This is a genomic window from Aeromonas sp. 5HA1 (genome assembly GCF_029237245.1).
Taxonomy (GTDB): domain Bacteria; phylum Pseudomonadota; class Gammaproteobacteria; order Enterobacterales; family Aeromonadaceae; genus Aeromonas; species Aeromonas salmonicida.
The window spans coordinates 1-16,310 of record NZ_JAACFW010000010.1 but is presented as its reverse complement, the minus strand read 5'-3'; the positions used below and the strand labels follow the sequence as shown (position 1 = coordinate 16,310).

The following is a 16,310-nucleotide window of genomic DNA, read 5'->3' as shown; positions in this document are numbered from 1 at the left end:
TATCTCTGGCCGCGTCTTTCAGGATGGGTATTGAGGAGCAGAGCTTAAAGACGTTGCAGGCGCTCGTTTTCCACCAGCTCGATACCATGTTCCTGCTGGCTGAGCACTATCATGGCGTGGGCGACCTGGCTGGCGTCGATGGCGCGCCAGCGGCGCAGCTTGCCAATGAGCAGGGGACGCAGCAGCGGATAGAGTGCCTGAAAAAATTGCTCGGAACGGCGTGGCGGCTGGCGGTTGCCGAGCAGCATGGCGGGGCGCACTATGGCAAGCCGTTGCCAGGATTGTGCCAGCAAGGCCTGTTCCATCTGCCCCTTGGTGCGGGGATAGAGGGCCGGTGAGCGTGGGTTGGCTCCCAGACTCGAGACGACGATGAGGCGTTGACAGCCGTGGCGGAGAGCGAGCTTGGCAAAAGCCAGCACATAGTCGTGGTCGACCCGACGAAATGCGTCGTCAGAGCCTGCCTGCTTGCGGGTGGTGCCCAGGCAGCAGAAGGCGATATCGACAGGGGAGGGCAGGTCCAGATCCGCCAGTTGTTCGAAGTCGACCGGCAGCCAGTGATGCCGGGGCTGGGGAGCCCCCGCCTTGCGACAGAGCAGGGTCAGTGAGTGAGCGGGATCGAGTTGGCGGAGCAGCTCCCGGCCGATCAGACCGCTGGCACCGGCGATCAGGATCTGGCTCATGCGTGCCTCCCTGGCTCAACCAGGGCCACCAAGATCTTGCCATCGCGCCGTCCGTGGGTATGGGGATTCTTGGGCTGGTGCATGGAGGCTTCCTCGCGAAGATGGGATGGCGGTGGCCAAATAAAACAAAACCGGCGCTGGGCCGGTTTTGTGAATGCGATCAGAGCGGGGTGTGGAAGGCCGCTGGTAACGGGAAGTCGCCGGTGACCGTGGCCAGCTTGTCGTTGGCGAAGGTCACGGTGAGCTCTTTGCGCTCTTTTTCGCCGCGACCCGGCTGGAATTCATAGAGGTAATACCAGGTGTTCGGGTCAAAGCCATCGCGCAGCATGGCGGAGCCCAGCACGAACTCGACCTGTTCGCGGGTCATGCCTTGGCGCAGTTTGTCGACCTGTTTTTGTTCCACATAGTTGCCCTGGGGAATATCGATGCGATAGACCAGGCTGCAACCGGACAGGGTGAGGGCGGTCAGGGCCGCGGCAATCAGGTGTTTCATCCGCATATCGAGTTCAGATCATCCATTCAAGTCTTTTACGCTGGCCGAATCATACCTACTCCCTTGGCGGAAGTAAAAGCCATGGAAAAAATAGCCAGAGGGCGCCTGGCCCTCTGGCCGATGGGATCACTCCTCAACGGTGGGGATGGGGCGGACCAGTCGCAGCATGACGCTGGATAATCCTATTCCGCCAACGTTGAAGGTTTCCCCGCTGCCGGCAAAGTTCAGAAAGTCGTATCCCTCCCCCCCCGAGCTGTCTGAACCAAAGGCGATGTTAGCCAGTGCCCAGAGTTGTTGTTCAGCTGCGCGGCATGCAGTTTTGACATCATCGGGAACCTCGATCCACTGCTCGGCTACCTTATCCCACTTGGGCGCTGCGTCAGCACACAGAGTTTCTTTGTCTGCCGCTATCTGTGATTGGAGGGATGTCGCAGGGTAACCTTGTGCCGCATAAATGGCCGGCTGGCACTGGTTGTTGTAGAGGGTAAACAGTTCCTTGATGTCGGGGGCCCGCCAGGGTTGTGCGGGTGTACCAAGCCGGTCGTTGGCTTGCTTGATAACGCCCATCAAGGTATTGTCTTCAACGTTGGCGCGGGTTGAAATAAACGCGGGTGTGCCTTCGCAGCCGGTGCCATCGGTACTGGCGTGCTGACCATAGGGGCAATAGAGCCACTGTAGACCTGTGGCTCTGTCGTTGATCACGTTCAGCTTGCCCTCGGCCGTGTCGACCTGCTCGCTAACGAAACGGTTGTGATCGTTCTGATAGCCAGGCAGACACTCGCGGGCCTGGCTGGTGACCGGCAACAGGGTGGTGATCAGCAATAGGGGGGGGAAATAGCGGTGCATTTTATTCTCCTGTGACCTTGAAGCCATCGCTGACCAGCATGACGTAATGGGGTTGATACTGGCGGGCGATACTGCCTCTGAGGTCAGAGCCTGGCCGTACCTTGTAGGCATCCGGCCCACCATCATCCTGGCTCCAGGTGCCGACCGGGCGACTCACTGGCATGACATCTGCCGTCCAGAAGCCGTAGAAGATACCTTCCAGCTCGTTCCATTTGCCGTAGGTGTATGCCAGGCCGGAATAGAGCGGGAAATAACGGGTATCGAGCGCTATGGGGTTCTCTTTGGTCAGGGTCATGATGCCGTAGAACTCCTGCTGGCTCGGGGCGCGCCAGTTATCTAGGCCGCACAGCTTGCTCTGATTGACCTGATTGACCTGACGTTTCAGGTTGCAACGGCTTCTATCGCTGGCTAGGGTGCCACTTTGCGGGTCATAGCAGCTGCCGTTGAAGGCGTTGTCGCTCTGGATATCGTCATAGGCAAACAGGCTCTTGTCATCGTGCAGGGAGGATTCCCCATCCTTGTGTTGCACCTTGGTTTCCCATACCAGTCCGCTCAAGGCATCAACCACGCAGGCGAAGGGCAACTGTTTGTAGGAGAGGTCTTGCCGTGGCAGGGGTTTTCCCTGGCTGTCCAGCTTGATGTAGCGAGCGCCAAGCACCCCATCCTGATTGCTGTTGACGGCCTGACCGCTCAGAGGATCGCAGCGATTGTCCAGATCCCGTCCCCGCTTGCCGTCATCGTCTCCCATGCTGTGGGTGATGCGGGTATCGGCCACATGCAACTGGCCCGTCCGATAGTGGAGGGGGGCGCTGATGGTGCCGCCTTCGCTCATCACTCTTATCTGGTAGTCCTGATAGCGAGGGAGACCCTTGAGGGTGATGCGAGTCTGCTGGCTGATGCCTTGCTGTTCGGCGTTTTCAATATGCTCAAACGGGGTTTTCCCCCAGCCAATCCGATACTGACTCGCCCCCTCCTGAGGTTGCCAGCCGAGGGTGACCCAGTGGCTGCCATCCTGATCACGGCCCTGGCCCAGAATGGCCAGGCCGATCACTTGATCTGACAACACCTCGCGCTGACAGACGGGGGAGAGGGGGCTGTTGGGGTAGGGGGTGACCCAGCTACCCGGTGTGCTGGTACCGGGATAGAGAAGTGCATCGCTTTCCGAGTTGCGGATCAGACTGGCCGCCGCCTTGATGATGTGGGAGATGTTCTTGTCTGGATTGGCATTCAACAGGGGGCCCAGCCCGCTATTGTCGGCGATGGCGGATTCCAGTTTGAACAGGTCCGGTATCTGATTGTTGCGGGACACGGTTGAATATTCATTGGCCATGTTGATCTCCAGCCAGCTCAGCAGTTGCTGGCGAAAATCAGTGCCCTCGATCAGGTTGACGGGCTGCTGCCAGAGCTCCCCCTCGGCCTGCAGGGCGACCATGGCTGCCAGCAGCTCAACCTGATGCCTCGGCAGTGCCTTGAGTTTTTGATCCAGCTCCGCCAGGGTCCAGGCTTGCCAGTCCAGGAAAGAGCCCATGCTGGCACTGAGTGTGGTTTTGAGCAGCAGGGCTTGCTGGGCCGTGCTGGTATAGCCCACTTGCAGGCGCGGGAATTCGCTGGCGGTGAGGATGCCGTCCCGGTTGCCGTCCTGCTTGACCAGTTCGCACAGGGACCCGAGTACAGATCGCAACTCCACCTCGCTCTTCTCATCCTGTACCACCAGGGTGAGGGTGTCCTGCATCAGGTCGTCGCTGGTCTCGCTCTCGCCAGGCTGGCAAGTGGTGAAGGTATTGTTGAGGTCCGGCAGTGCGAGGGTGAGGCTGTACTGGTTGCCCTGTTTGACGGGCAGACCGTCAAGCACCTGGCCATCCAGGGCCCTGATGGGGAGTCGCTGTGGCCGTATTGGGCGTTCAGGTTTGAAGTAGTACTGGTTAAGGCCATCGTGATTGGGCTTGGCACCTATCTCCACCATGACGGTCGGCTCACCAAGCCGCGAGGGGAATATTCCCTGCAGGGTCAGCTGTCGATGAGGGTAGAAGGTGGCGTGCAGCTGATAGGCCGGGGTGCGGGTGTCGAGGGCCGCCATGGCTTTGACCGCAGCCGCCAGCATGGTCTCCGTATCGACAGGCAGTGCCGTCCCTTGCTGGACGGCATAGTTCAACAGCCCTTCTTGCAGGTCAGCACCTGGCTGAACCTGCCGGTAGGCGACCAGGTGCTCGGCCAGCTGGGTGATCTTGCTGACAGGGAGGGGAATGTCGCCATCGAGTACCAGTTGCAGCAGCGCTGTCAGCTCGCGGGCCATGCCGTGATTGAGCTGTGGATCGCTGACCAGCAGCGCCGTGACATCCTGCCTGCCTTCCCGTTTTTGCAGTGCCGTGGTGAGGCTCTGGTATGCCAGCAGCATGGGGGAGAGGTGCAGATGGGGTACCTCCTGCTCGGTGATGATGCCATCCCCATTCTGATCCTGCTTGAGCAGTTGCTCCAGCGAGGGCAGCTGACTGCTGAGGATAGGCGCACTCTGCTGGCGGTTGCTGGCGGTCAACCTCAGTGGTTTATCCTGAGGCCACTGGCTCAGCTTGAGTTTGAACCCAAAGCTGCCGTCGGCCAGGGCGCTCTGAGTCACGCACACCTTGTCGGCGCAGAGCTGGATATCGAATTGGGCTCCCTGCTCGTGTGTGATGGAGAGCGCACCCGCCAGATCCAGGCTGGTGGGCTTGGTGGCGGGATCTGGTGCCTTGTCCGGTTGATCCGGCGGTGTAGGCGGGGTCACAGTACCTGTGTTGCCTGTGTTGCCTGTGTTGCCTGTGTTGCCTGTGTTGCCTGTGTTGCCTGTGTTGCCTGTGTTGCCTGTGTTGCCGCTTCCGCTGCTGCTCCCCGAACCCGTGCCGCTGCCGTTGTTCCCGGTGTTGTTGTCCGATGGCGGGGTCACAGGATCCGGGGGGGGAGGCGTGGTTTGACTGCTGCCGTTATTACCGCTGGTGTTGCCGTTGTTTCCTTCCTGATCCGGGGTACCCAGCTCGGCCTTGCATGCCAGCAAGGTTGCGCAGCAGAGGGCCAGGATCAGGGGTCGCGTTGTCCTGAACAAGATCGACTCCATTATTGTTGTATAGGTGAATTAGCTGCTGAACCAGTCTCTTCTTGCGAGTTGAACGATTAGTGCAGATTTTTTGCTGTTAAAAGTGTCAAAAACGAAAATTCACTCTGCGAATTATTTCATTTTATGATAATGATATTGATTCTCGTTTGTGATCTCAATATCATATTGTCGCTGTTTAATTTCAGGCATAAAAAACAGGGACAATAAAATGAAGATGCGAGTTTGGGATTACCTTGGGGACTATCTGAAGGATGACACCGGCGCCACGGCGATCGAATACGGCATTCTGGCGGCGGGGCTGGCGGCCGGGATCCTCGCCATCTTCGGCTCGGACGGGATCTTCATCACGGCCTTGAAGGAGAAGTTCACCGCCATAGTGGCGGGGTTGAACATGGATGCCGCGGGCAAGTGACAGCGCTCGGGCAGTGGCTGGCCATATTGATGGCGTGCTGGTGTCTGGTCAGCGACTTGTTTGAGCGGCGTGTCCCCAACCTGGCTGTGCTGGTACTGGCACTCTGGGCGCTTTGGCTGCTGCCGTTCAATCCGCTTTCGCTGACCCTGGCCCTGCTGACACTGCTGCTGGGGCTGTTTGCCTATCACAGGGGCTGGTGCGGGGCCGGTGACAGCAAGTTGCTGGCGGTTTGCCTCTATGGTGCATCCGGACGCTGGCCCGAGTTGCTGCTCTGGATGGCATTCTCGGGTGGCGTGCTCAGCCTCGTATGCCTGGCTTATGCCCGTTTCCGGCCATCTCCCGAGCCCGTCACTGTGCCTTATGGATTCGCCATTTTGTGGGCGGCGAGTCTGACCACTCCTCTATTTATGTAGTCACACCTATGAAGAAACTCCTCTCTCTTATCGCTGCACTGCTGGTGCTGGCGGCGACGCTGGCTGCCTTCTGGCCGGTTGAACCTGCGCCGCAGAAGACAGTTCCACAGCGAGACCTGACATCGGAATCGACAGCTTCCGACAGGGTCGCCCAGGTGCTGGTGGCCGCCCACAGGGTACAGGCCGGCTCCTTTATCCATCCCGAGGATCTGGTCTGGCAAACTCTGCCCGCCGCCGAGGAGATGAATCTGCCGGGGCTCTTCCTGTTCGGTTTTACCGATACCAAGGCACTCAAGGGAAGTCTGGTCACTCGTACCCTGGAGTCGGGGCAGATTGTCTCGTCTGATGATCTGGTGCGCCCGGAGCAGAGCCACTATCTCTCCGCCATGATGGCGCCGGGGATGCGGGCTGTGACCCTGGCGCTGGGGCGGGAGGCGGCCAGCCATGGCCTGATCCGGCCCGGCAACCGGGTGGATGTGATCCTCACCAGCAAGCATGCCCGTCAGCACAATGCGCAAGGGGCCGAGGTGACCAGCAACCAGTCGGCGGAGATCATTCTGACCGACATCAAGTTGTTGGCCATCGATGCCCAGGTGACCGATATCGCCGCGCTCAACGGCACTGCGGCGGCGCAGGACAACTTCGATCAAGTGGCTGTGACCTTCGAGCTGGCCCCGCGGGCGGCAGCCCGTCTGCTGCTGGCCCATCGATTGGGAGAGCTGGCACTGGTACTGCGCTCGGCCCAGGGTGCCCCTGCGGGCAGCGAGGCTGTTGCCCTGCCTGAAGGGAGCCTGATATGGGCCGAGCAGGTGGCCAGTGGCCAGAACCCGAGGGCCATTCCGGGTCACGGAGTCCGGATCAGTTATGGCGACGGCAACGACCGTAACCGCCAACCTTAATCAACCCAGAAAGGACACGATGTTGCGAACATTCGCCATGGTGCTCGCCCTGCTGCCGTTATGGGCAGTGGCGGCAGAGAGCCTGACTCTCACCCCCGAGCAGTCCACCCTGCTCAATTTCGATGAACCCGTGCTGGATGCCTTCGTCGCCAACTCGGAGTTGGTGCGGGTACACAGCCCCTCTGATCAGCAATTGCTGATCTATGGTCGCAAGGTTGGCCGCACCGATCTGGTGGTCACCGCGCAGGATGGCCGCACCCTGGGTCACTACCGGGTGCAGGTGGTGGCGGATCTTGCCCCCCTCAAGCAACTGGCCAGGCAGCACTTTCCCCAGAGCCGACTCACCTTCAGCGAGTCTGGCGGCGCCATAGTGGTGGCGGGGGAGGTAACCAGTCCGCTGCAAGCCCACGAGATCCTGGCCATGGTGGAGGCGTTCGCCAAAGGCATTCAGCCTCAGGGAGTCCCCTCTGGCCCAGTCGCCCCCGCTCAGCCTCAGAGCGGCAATCAGGATGAGGGGGCGGCGGTCGCCGGTGGTGGCAGCGGGCAATATGCAAACGTCATCAACCAGTTGCGTCTAGCGGGCTCGGATCAGATCAACATATCGGTGCGCATCGTCGAGATGCAGCGCACCACCAGTGAACAGCTGGGATTGCGCTGGAGCGCCATGGGGGAGTACTTGCAGCTGGGTGTCTCGCCGGGCAACCGTTTCCCCAAACCCGCCGAGCGGGGCAGTTGGGGCGGCAAGAAGGATGTGGTCTACATCAACGCCATCATAGATGCACTGGTGGAGAACAGCCTGGTCAATGTGCTGGCCGAGCCGAACCTGACTGCCAAATCCGGTGAGGCCGCCACCTTCATGTCCGGTGGCGAGTTCCCCTTCCCGGTGGGCAATGGGGATAACGGGCCCGAGATCGAATTCAAGAAGTTCGGCATCTCGCTGGAGCTGACTCCAACCTTGCTCGACAACAACCGCATCAGCCTGACGGTTTCACCCGAAGTGTCGACCTTGAGCCGAGAGAACAGCGTCTCCATCGCCGGGGTTGTGGTGCCGGGCATAGAAACCCGTCGCACCACCACCACCATAGAGCTGGCGGATGGCCAGAGCTTCGCCCTGGCGGGCCTGGTGCGTACCCATCGCAACCAGAGCAACGAGGCTTTGCCCTTCCTCGGCGAGATCCCCGGGCTGGCCCCCTTCTTTGGCAGCAACAGCTTCAAGAACCAGGAGAGCGAACTGGTGATCATCGCCACCGCCCGTCTGGTGCAGCCCACCAGCGATCCCCTCTCCCTGTCGACGCCGCTGGATCACTATCGGGCGCCGAGCCGGTTCGAGCGGCTGTTCTTCACAGACATGGGGTCAACCGAGCGACCTGGCGCGCAAGCGACTCGCCTGTTTGGCAACTACGGCTACAGCTACTGAGGGAAGTGACCATGTTAAGAGAGACACTGTTGCTGGCCCTGGCGTTACCGCTGATGGCCTGCACCACCCAACCCCCTGCCTCCTCCCTCAAGGATCAGCTGCAGTTCCGGGTTGCCCCGTCGCAACTGCAACAACAGCTGCAATGGCAACTGGCCCCGCTGGCCAACCGGCTGGAGGCAGGATCCCTGCACCTGACGATCACGGGCCCGCAACCCGGGAACCGGGAGCCAACTCCGGAAGCTCTGCGCCAGCAGTTGGCCCAGTGGCTGGCGCTGGAGACCCGCCTCACCTTCATCCCGGCGACCCGGCAAGCGTATGAGGTCGAGCTTGACGCCACCTTGCAATCCGACACCTGCCGCTATGCCAGAGGCGTATCTCTGGCATCGCCCGGCGCTTGTCTGGTACTGCGCAACCAGTATCGCGCCCAGAGTCATGGGGAGCACTGGGCCCGCGGCGCCCGCTATGACGGCAGTGGCAGCGCCCTCGATGCCGGTGCCGTGCAGCGCCTCTATCAGGGCAAGGCCAAGTCGGCCAAGAAACAGCAGACGACAGGGGAGTAGTGCATGAATGAACAAACCAAACAACTGGTGGCTGTCACCCGCCAGCCTGCCCTGCATGCCGGGGTCGGCCTGGTGCTGGCCCAGCTGGCCGAGGTCGAAGCCCGACAGATACCGGGCTCCCTGGCCGAGGCCAGGGCCCACTGCCTGGCGCAAGGGGCCCCCGATATCCTGCTGGTGGAGGTGGAAAACCCACAGACGCTGGCGGCCGATCTGGCCGCCCTTGCAGAATGCTGTCCGCCCCAGATGCGGCTGGTCCTGCTGGGGGAGAGGGGGGACGTGACCCTGTTCCGCTGGCTTATTTCGGTGGGGGTGGATGATTACTATCCGGCGCCGCTGGATCCCGATGCCCTGCGTACCGGCCTGCTGCGTCTGCTGGGGGTGCCGCTGGTGACCTCATTGCGCAAGGGGCGGGTGATCTGCGTGGTCGGCGCCGCCGGTGGCGTGGGCACCAGCACAGTGGCTGCCAATCTGGCCATGGTGTTAGCCGACCAGCATCACCGTCAGGTTGCGTTGCTGGATCTCAACCTTCATCACAGCCGTCACCCTATTTTGCTGGGCAGCGACTATGCCCCGCCCGGTGAACAGTGGTGGCAGGCTACCGATCGGCTCGATGGCACCCTGCTGGCCCATACTGCCCATCAGCTTGGGCCAAGGCTCTTCCTCTTCTATGACGAGGGGCAGGAGCTGGTGCTCGGTGCCGAGCAACTGGTGGCGGCGGTCAACGTGATGGCGGAGCACTACAGCACCCTCATTATCGATGTGCCGGATCTGCGCACTCATGGGCTGCGTGCCTTGTTGCAAGAGGCGGACGTAGTGCTCTGGCTGCACGATTTCAGTCTGGGGGCACTGCGGCTGCTGGGGCAATACCCGCAAGGCGGGCAGGCCCAACGTCGCCTGCTGGTGGGCAACCACTGCCGTGGCAAGGAGGGGCGGGTGCCGGCGCAGGAGCTGGAGCGCGTCTGTGGTCAGCCCCACGCCGCCGTGCTGCCCTATGATCATGGCGCCTTTGTGCGCGCCGAGCGTGCCGGGCAGCCGCTCATCCAGCAAAAGAGCAAACTGGCTCGCGCCCTGACCTTGCTGGCGGGTGAGCTGGTGGGGGCTCAGGTTACAGGGCGAGGGCGGCGCTGATGTTCGGACAAGCCAACAGCCGACTGCCGTCGGTGCCAGGGGCACTGCTCACCCTGTCTGATGCCGCGCGGGAGGCCTTCTACGAGCTGGTCGAACCCTCGGTGGCCGCCACCTTGCCGCGTGATGCGCTGCTCGAGCGCGTCACCCGTGCCCTCGCGCAGCTCTCGACTCGCCGCATGTTGCCCTATAACCGTCAGGAGCTGACCCTGCTTGCCCGTCAGCTGGTGGACGAGATGGTGGGCGTGGGGCCGCTGCAACCCCTGCTCGATGACCCCGAAGTCTCGGACATTCTGGTCAATGGCCCGGACAAGGTCTATGTGGAGCGGCACGGCAAGTTGACCCTCTCCGGAGTGCGCTTTCGCGACCGCCAGCATGTGTTCAACGTGGCGCAGCGGATCGTCAATGCGGTGGGGCGGCGGGTGGATGAGTCCACCCCCATGGTGGATGCCCGACTGGCCGATGGCAGCCGGGTCAACGTCATTGCGCCGCCTGTCGCCCTGTGTGGCACCACCATCTCCATCCGCAAATTCCCAAGTAGCCGCCTGACCCTGACCCATCTGGTGGAGAAGGGGGCCCTGTCCGATGCCATGGCCCGCTTTTTGGGACTGGCGGCGCGCAGTCGCTTCAATGTGCTTATCTCGGGGGGGACGGGATCGGGCAAGACCACCTTGCTCAACGCCCTGAGCAAGCACATCAACGACGACGAGCGGATCATCACCATAGAGGATGCCGCCGAGCTTTCCCTCGATCAGCCCCACTGGGTGCCGCTGGAGACCCGCAACGAGAGTGCCGAGGGCAAGGGAGAGGTGAGCGTACGCGCCCTGGTGCGCAACGCCCTGCGGATGCGGCCGGATCGCATCATTCTGGGGGAGGTGCGCGGCGCAGAGGCGTTCGACATGTTGCAGGCGATGAACACCGGCCATGACGGCTCCCTCTGTACCCTGCACGCCAACACCCCGGAAGATGCCCTGTTGCGGCTGACCAACATGTTGCAAATGGGGGCTGAGCGGCTCTCCGAGCAGATCATCCAGGCCCAGATCGCCAGCGCCGTGGATCTGGTGGTGCAGCTGGAGCGGATGCGTGACGGTCAGCGCCGGATCACCGCCATCAGTGAAGTCACCTCGCTGGAAGGGAGCCAGATCAGGATGCAGCCGCTGTTTCGCTTCGTGCTGGAATCTGAGCTGCACGGCAAGCTGCAGGGGCGCTTCATTGCCCATCCCCTCTCGGCCGGAGTCGAGGAGAAAGCCCGTCAGGCGGGTTTGCTGACCGAGCTGCATGAGTGCATGGCGGGTGCCGGGGAGCCGGTGTCATGAGCACGCTCATTCTGGTGTGTCTGGGCTGGGGACTGGCCTGCCTGCTGCTCTGGCAATGGCAGAGCCGACGCGAAGCCTGGCAGCAGCAGTGCCAACGCTATGGCCAGCCCGCGCAACACAAGGGGGCACGACCTCTGCCCCACTGGTATCAGCAGATGGTGACCATGGTGGGCCAGGATCAGCTGACCCGCTGGACCTGGCAGGGCCCGGCGGGGGCGGCCCTTGCCTGCGTCTTGCTGGTGGCCAATGGCATGCCGTTCTGGTTGGCACTGCTGCTGGCGGTGGGCGGGGCGCTTTCCCTCGGGCTGGTGGTCTATCAGCAACTGCAACAGCGGGCGCTGGAGCGGTTTCGTACCCAGTTGCCCGAGGTGATTGACGGCATGATACGGGCGCTGCGGGTCGGGGCGCCATTGGCGGATATCTTCAAGCTGGTGGCCTGTCAGCAGCGCGGTCTGATGGCCAGGTTGTTTGGTCAGATGCACGACGAGTTGCAGGTAGGTCAGCCGGTGGCGCAGGTGATGCAACAGGCGGCGAACCGGGTCGCGGTGGCCGAGTTTCAGTTTCTGACCATAGTGCTCAGCCTGCAGCAGGAAACGGGCGGCCGCCTCTCGGAGGTGCTGGCGCAACTGGTGGAGACACTGCGTGCCCGCCAGACCCTGGCGGCCAGCATCCAGACCATCACGGCCGAGAGTCGCAATGCCGCCAAGGTGCTGGCAGCGCTCCCCGTCATCATCTTGCTGGTGCTGTTCACGACCGGACGGGAGCACTTCACCTACCTGATGACCACGGCCAGCGGCCAGTGGGTATTGGGATATGTCTCCATCAGCGTGGCGGTCGGGCTCTGGCTTATCCGTCGCCTCACGCGTCTGCAGGGGTAGCCCATGACTGTCATGCAACTTTTCGGATTGGCGCTGGCCTGTCTCGCGTCGGCGGCGGTCGTTGGCTGGCACGGTTACCGGCAACAACAGCAGTGGCAGGCCCAGAGCCACCGCTATGGCCCTGTCCGTCAACGCAGGGATGCGGCGCGGGACTGGCTGGCCTGGTGCGGTCGCGGTTACCCGGTCGGCGCCCGGGAGCAGGCCCGCTTGCAGCAACTGCTGGCGCAGGCGGGGATCTTCTCCCGCCATGGCTTTGACCGGCTCAGGGCGGCCAAGTTATTGGGTGGGCTGGGAGGGGCACTGGCGGCCTTGTTGTGGCGTCTGCTGGCGGCACCCGCCGACGGTTTTACCCTGATGTGGGTGCTGGTGGCCTATGTGGTGGGGGCCGGTGTGCCCGAGCGCTGGCTGCAGTGGCGTGCCCGCAAGGTGAAGAGTGCGCAGCAGAAGGTGGTGCCCGATGCCATCGACCTGCTGGTGATCAGTGTCGAGGCCGGGCTGGCGCTGGATCGGGCACTGCTGCGGGTGGGCCACTATCTGGGAGCGCTGGAGCCGGGCCTTGCCCGCCAGTTCCTGCGCACCCATGCGGAGATCCAGATGCGCGGCGATCAGGCAAGTTGTCTGGCGCGGCTCGCCTGGCGCACCGGTTTGCCCGAGCTGGACAGGCTTGCCAACACCTTGCAGATGGCCCAGCAGTACGGCTCGCCGCTGGCCGAGACGATGCGCACCATCAGTCAGGAGGCCCGCCAGATGCGGCGGCTGGCGCTGGAGGAGCAGGCAGGCTCCTTGCCGGGCAAGATCACCCTCATCCAGATGGCGCTCATCATGCTGCCCATGCTGGTGCTGATCATTGCCCCTACCCTCAATTTGTTGATCAACAGCCTGCGCTGAGCAGGCCACAGGATTTGAAATGCGATCACGACTTCATTGTGTGTTGCTGCTGGCCCTGCTCGGGCTGGCAGCGTGCAGCAACCACGGCGATACCCGCCAGCAAAGCCAGAGCAATAGCATGGCGGTGGCCAAGGCGGCGTTCGATTCAGCCCAGTATGACAAGGCAGAGCGGCTCTATCAGGCCTTGCTGGCTGACGATGCCACCCTGGAGGAGGCGCAGCTGATGCTGGCCCGTACCCGTTATCAGCAAGACAAGAAGCAGGCAGCGCGTGATGGCTTGCAGCAGTTGCTGGACAAGGGGGGCAAGCAGGGGGCTCAGGCCGCTCACTATCTTGGCAAGTTTCTGCTGGATGATGGTCTGAGCGCCGAGGCTGCACTGGCCTATCAGCAGGGACTGGCACTGGCCGGACTGAACCGGGACGAGCGCGCGCGACTCAGCAATGGCCTGGGGGTGGCCAGCTTGCAGCAGGGGGCCTTTGGCAAGGGACGCCAGCAGTTTGAAGTGGCGGTGGCGGCGGCCCCCGACGAACCGGATTATCGCGCCAACCTGGCGCTGGGCTGGCTGATGGAGGGCAACAAGGTGGCTGCCCGTCAGGCATTCGAGCCGCTGCTGCACTACCAGAACCTGCCACCCAGGGCGGAGATGAATTATGTCCTGCTGCTGCTGGCGGAGGGCAATGAACCCCAGGCTCGCCTCATACTGTCGCGTTTTCTTAGCGCCAGCCAGCTGGAGCACGACATCAGGCTGCTCAAGGCGCAACTGGGGCGGGGGACGGGGGCGTGAGACGCGAGCTCGGTGTGGCCAGCATAGAGCTGGTGATCATATTGCCGCTGCTGCTGGCACTGCTGTTGCTGGTGGCGGATGTGCTGCGGGTGCATCTGCAATACAGCACTCTGGAGCATGGCTTGCGATCCGTGCTCCGTGAGCTGCAGGCCGAATCAGCGGCAAGGCGGATCCCGTCGGCTGACGGGATCCGCCTTCGCTTGCAACAACGGGGGCGAGGGGAGCTGGATGGCGTGACGGTGAGCGTCACCCCCCATGTGTCGCTGGAGGCCATGCTGGGCCAGGAGGAGGGGAGCCCGGATCCTGCCAGCGAGATCCGCCTGCCTGCGGATCCCGTGCTGGAGGTGACGGCCAGGGTCCGTCCCCGTCTACAGCTCACCCCGAGCTGGCTGATTGACGATCGCGAGCTCAGCTATCAGAGCACCCTCTTGTTGCTCACCGACCGGCTGCCGGCCGGAGGGGCAGGATGAGCCGCTGCTCCTGTCGCCACCGGCTCCTGGGGTCGGGCCCTGGCGCCATGGGGGGCAGCATCAGCATAGAGGCAATGATGTTCATTCCCGTCTTGCTGGCCCTGCTCAGTTTTGGCAGCGAGGCACTGCAACTGCTGCGCCTCGAGCAGCGTCTGCACAATGTGGCCTACAACGTGACCCAGATAGTGACCCAGCAGGGGACGGGGCAAAACGCCGCCGCCGTGTCGCAGCTGGCCTTCTATCAGCGCTTCGTGCAGGGCCAGTTGTCCGCTCTGCAAGAGGGGCAGGCCGCACTGACCATAGAGCAGTACAACAGCGCCAATGGCGAACTGCTTCCCCTGCTGCAGGGCACTGGCTGCGCCGGCCAGGGCAACTGGCCGCAATTGCGGGTGGGCACCTTGATGCGGGTGACCCTCTGCTATCGCCTCGGGCAGGGGGAGGGCGGCATGTTCAGCCGGTTCTGGGCGGGCCGCACCCTGGTCACCCACTTTATTCAGGAGATCCATTGAATGGGACTGCCCTTGCGCCAGGGGGGCGGGCTCTCTCCCGCTTTTGCCCTTATGTTGACAGGTGTGCTGGCGTTGACCGGCGTTGTCATCGAACTGGTACGTGGCTACAGCGGCCAGAGTCTGCTCAGCGCCGCCGCCGATGCGGTGCTTTACTCTGCCGCCGACAGTGACACTGCCGCTGAGGATGCCGTCGCTCTGGTGCAGGCCAATCTGGCGGGCCGCCCCTTGCAGGTGGGCCCCCCCAGCTTGAGCCAGAGCGAACAGGGAGCCCGGGTTATTCTGCAGGGGCATGTGCCCGCACTGATGGATCTCTCGGCCATTGGCGAAGGGGGGGGCATGCCGGTGGCGGCGGCGGCCCGTGCCAGCAGTGCCCGTACCCGTATTGAGATTGCCCTGGTGCTGGATGTTTCCAACTCCATGTCCGGGGCGCCGATGAAAGCGATCAAGCAGGGGCTGACAGAGTTCGGCGAGGTGCTGTTTGGCCGCGAGCGGCGCAATCAGGACAGGGTCGTCAGCATCATCCCCGCCACCGGACTGGTCAATATCGGGGATCATCCTGAACTGTTTCATCCAGAGAGCCTGGCATTTCCCTTCGGGTTGCAGACGCTGGCCCATGAGCGAGGCTGGAGCAATTTGCTGACCCGTGACGTACCGGGGCGCCAGCGCAAGGCATTCTGTGCCCGCCTGCCTGAGCATGTGGACGGCATAGACCGGCTGGCGGAACTCACCCCGGGCTGGATCCGCAAGCTGGAGCAGGCTCCCGTTGGCGAGACGCAACCCAGGTTGCACTACAGCACTAAGCCGCCAGCCATCAAGCAGTATGAAGATGGCACTCCCCTGCGGGCATTCGCCCCGAGGGAGAACCCCCTGGAGCGTTACCTGGAGAACCGGCGTGACAAGCTCGGCATCTTCGATGATGCCGATTGTGGGGTGAGCCCCATTCAGGCGCATCTGTCGACCCGGGCCGAGTATCGCCAGGCGCTCGATACCCTCTACGCCGCCTTCAACACCAATACGGCTGAGGGCGTGATGTGGGGCTGGCGCCTGCTGTCACCCCAGTGGCAGGGGCGCTGGGGCCGGGGGGCAGCCGAACTGCCGCGCCCTTACGGGCAAGCGGACAACCGCAAGATCCTGGTGCTGTTCTCGGACGGCGAACACATGGGGCCCGAGGCGGCGCTGCGGGATCGCAAGCAACTGCTGCTGTGCCGGGAGATGAAACGCAAGGGGATCCAGGTCTATACGGTGGCATTCGAGGGAGATGCCCGCTTCGTGGCGCAGTGCGCCAGCGACCGTTCGCAGGCCTACAAGGCGACCAGCGGCAACATTCGCACCGTGCTGACCCGATTGGCCAGCGCCATCAACGATGTGGTGCTGACAAAATAGTGTGAAAAAAGGGGCCAGATCAGGCTAATGCCAGTCAGTTAAGCCTGACTGGCATTGTTTTTATTGGCTTTTTTTACACTGTATTTCTGTGGCCTTGGCTTCACGCAGCGGGGGTAGCTTCGTTCCCTTCGTGCCGGCAGCACAAACTG

17 protein-coding genes are annotated in these 16,310 nt (G+C 62.6%); 13 read left to right on the top strand and 4 right to left on the bottom strand.

Annotated features, from left to right (window positions below):
- Positions 1 to 44: 44 nt before the first annotated feature.
- The 4 genes from GWQ27_RS10755 to GWQ27_RS10740 all read right to left on the bottom strand — a co-directional run bounded on the left by GWQ27_RS10755 (position 45) and on the right by GWQ27_RS10740 (position 5,095).
- Positions 45 to 680, bottom strand: a complete 636-nt coding sequence (locus GWQ27_RS10755) for an NAD(P)H-binding protein (RefSeq protein WP_275907331.1) — start codon at positions 678 to 680, stop codon at positions 45 to 47.
- Positions 681 to 840: 160 nt separating this feature from the next.
- Positions 841 to 1,179, bottom strand: coding sequence for an outer membrane protein assembly factor BamE (locus tag GWQ27_RS10750; RefSeq protein ID WP_011898937.1), 339 nt, complete (start codon positions 1,177 to 1,179; stop codon positions 841 to 843).
- Between the two features lie 120 nt (positions 1,180 to 1,299).
- Positions 1,300 to 2,019: a DUF1566 domain-containing protein gene (locus tag GWQ27_RS10745; protein WP_275907330.1), complete on the bottom strand. Its 720-nt coding sequence runs from the start codon at positions 2,017 to 2,019 to the stop codon at positions 1,300 to 1,302.
- A 1-nt stretch (position 2,020) separates the two neighbouring features.
- Positions 2,021 to 5,095, bottom strand: a complete 3,075-nt coding sequence (locus GWQ27_RS10740; protein WP_275907329.1) for a DUF1566 domain-containing protein — start codon at positions 5,093 to 5,095, stop codon at positions 2,021 to 2,023.
- 220 nt (positions 5,096 to 5,315) lie between these two features.
- On the opposite strand from GWQ27_RS10740, the gene GWQ27_RS10735 reads away from it, so the two are divergent.
- The 13 genes from GWQ27_RS10735 to GWQ27_RS10675 are packed head-to-tail and all read left to right on the top strand — an operon-like array spanning position 5,316 to position 16,161.
- The gene (locus tag GWQ27_RS10735) at positions 5,316 to 5,519 is read left to right on the top strand and encodes a Flp family type IVb pilin (protein ID WP_005312855.1); all 204 of its coding nucleotides are present in this window, start codon (positions 5,316 to 5,318) and stop codon (positions 5,517 to 5,519) included.
- Positions 5,516 to 5,932, top strand: coding sequence for a prepilin peptidase (locus GWQ27_RS10730; RefSeq protein ID WP_265462218.1), 417 nt, complete (start codon positions 5,516 to 5,518; stop codon positions 5,930 to 5,932). Before GWQ27_RS10735 ends, GWQ27_RS10730 begins: the two co-directional genes overlap by 4 nt.
- Positions 5,933 to 5,940: 8 nt before the next feature.
- Positions 5,941 to 6,831, top strand: a complete 891-nt coding sequence (gene cpaB, locus GWQ27_RS10725; protein WP_265422877.1) for a Flp pilus assembly protein CpaB — start codon at positions 5,941 to 5,943, stop codon at positions 6,829 to 6,831.
- A gap of 19 nt (positions 6,832 to 6,850) precedes the next feature.
- A complete protein-coding gene (flpC, locus tag GWQ27_RS10720) occupies positions 6,851 to 8,248 on the top strand; it encodes a type 4 pilus assembly secretin FlpC (RefSeq protein WP_275907328.1) in 1,398 nt (465 codons plus the stop codon).
- Positions 8,249 to 8,259: 11 nt separating this feature from the next.
- Positions 8,260 to 8,808, top strand: coding sequence for a pilus assembly protein FlpD (locus GWQ27_RS10715; protein WP_271771500.1), 549 nt, complete (start codon positions 8,260 to 8,262; stop codon positions 8,806 to 8,808).
- Between the two features lie 3 nt (positions 8,809 to 8,811).
- Positions 8,812 to 9,936, top strand: coding sequence for a P-loop NTPase (locus GWQ27_RS10710; protein ID WP_275907327.1), 1,125 nt, complete (start codon positions 8,812 to 8,814; stop codon positions 9,934 to 9,936).
- The gene (locus tag GWQ27_RS10705) at positions 9,936 to 11,249 is read left to right on the top strand and encodes a CpaF family protein (RefSeq protein ID WP_275907326.1); all 1,314 of its coding nucleotides are present in this window, start codon (positions 9,936 to 9,938) and stop codon (positions 11,247 to 11,249) included. Before GWQ27_RS10710 ends, GWQ27_RS10705 begins: the two co-directional genes overlap by 1 nt.
- Complete coding sequence (locus tag GWQ27_RS10700) at positions 11,246 to 12,127, top strand: type II secretion system F family protein (RefSeq protein WP_169046481.1); 882 nt, start codon at positions 11,246 to 11,248, stop codon at positions 12,125 to 12,127. Before GWQ27_RS10705 ends, GWQ27_RS10700 begins: the two co-directional genes overlap by 4 nt.
- 3 nt (positions 12,128 to 12,130) lie before the next feature.
- A complete protein-coding gene (gene flpH / locus GWQ27_RS10695) occupies positions 12,131 to 13,015 on the top strand; it encodes a Flp fimbrial biogenesis protein FlpH (RefSeq protein WP_087756076.1) in 885 nt (294 codons plus the stop codon).
- 19 nt (positions 13,016 to 13,034) lie between these two features.
- Positions 13,035 to 13,799, top strand: a complete 765-nt coding sequence (locus GWQ27_RS10690; RefSeq protein WP_275907325.1) for a tetratricopeptide repeat protein — start codon at positions 13,035 to 13,037, stop codon at positions 13,797 to 13,799.
- Positions 13,796 to 14,269: a TadE/TadG family type IV pilus assembly protein gene (locus GWQ27_RS10685; protein WP_275907324.1), complete on the top strand. Its 474-nt coding sequence runs from the start codon at positions 13,796 to 13,798 to the stop codon at positions 14,267 to 14,269. Before GWQ27_RS10690 ends, GWQ27_RS10685 begins: the two co-directional genes overlap by 4 nt.
- On the top strand, positions 14,266 to 14,778 hold the full coding sequence (locus tag GWQ27_RS10680; RefSeq protein ID WP_275907323.1) for a pilus assembly protein FlpK: 513 nt from the start codon (positions 14,266 to 14,268) through the stop codon (positions 14,776 to 14,778). The genes GWQ27_RS10685 and GWQ27_RS10680 overlap by 4 nt, the downstream gene beginning before the upstream one ends.
- On the top strand, positions 14,779 to 16,161 hold the full coding sequence (locus GWQ27_RS10675; RefSeq protein ID WP_275907322.1) for a VWA domain-containing protein: 1,383 nt from the start codon (positions 14,779 to 14,781) through the stop codon (positions 16,159 to 16,161). It begins immediately after the preceding gene.
- Positions 16,162 to 16,310: the final 149 nt, after the last annotated feature.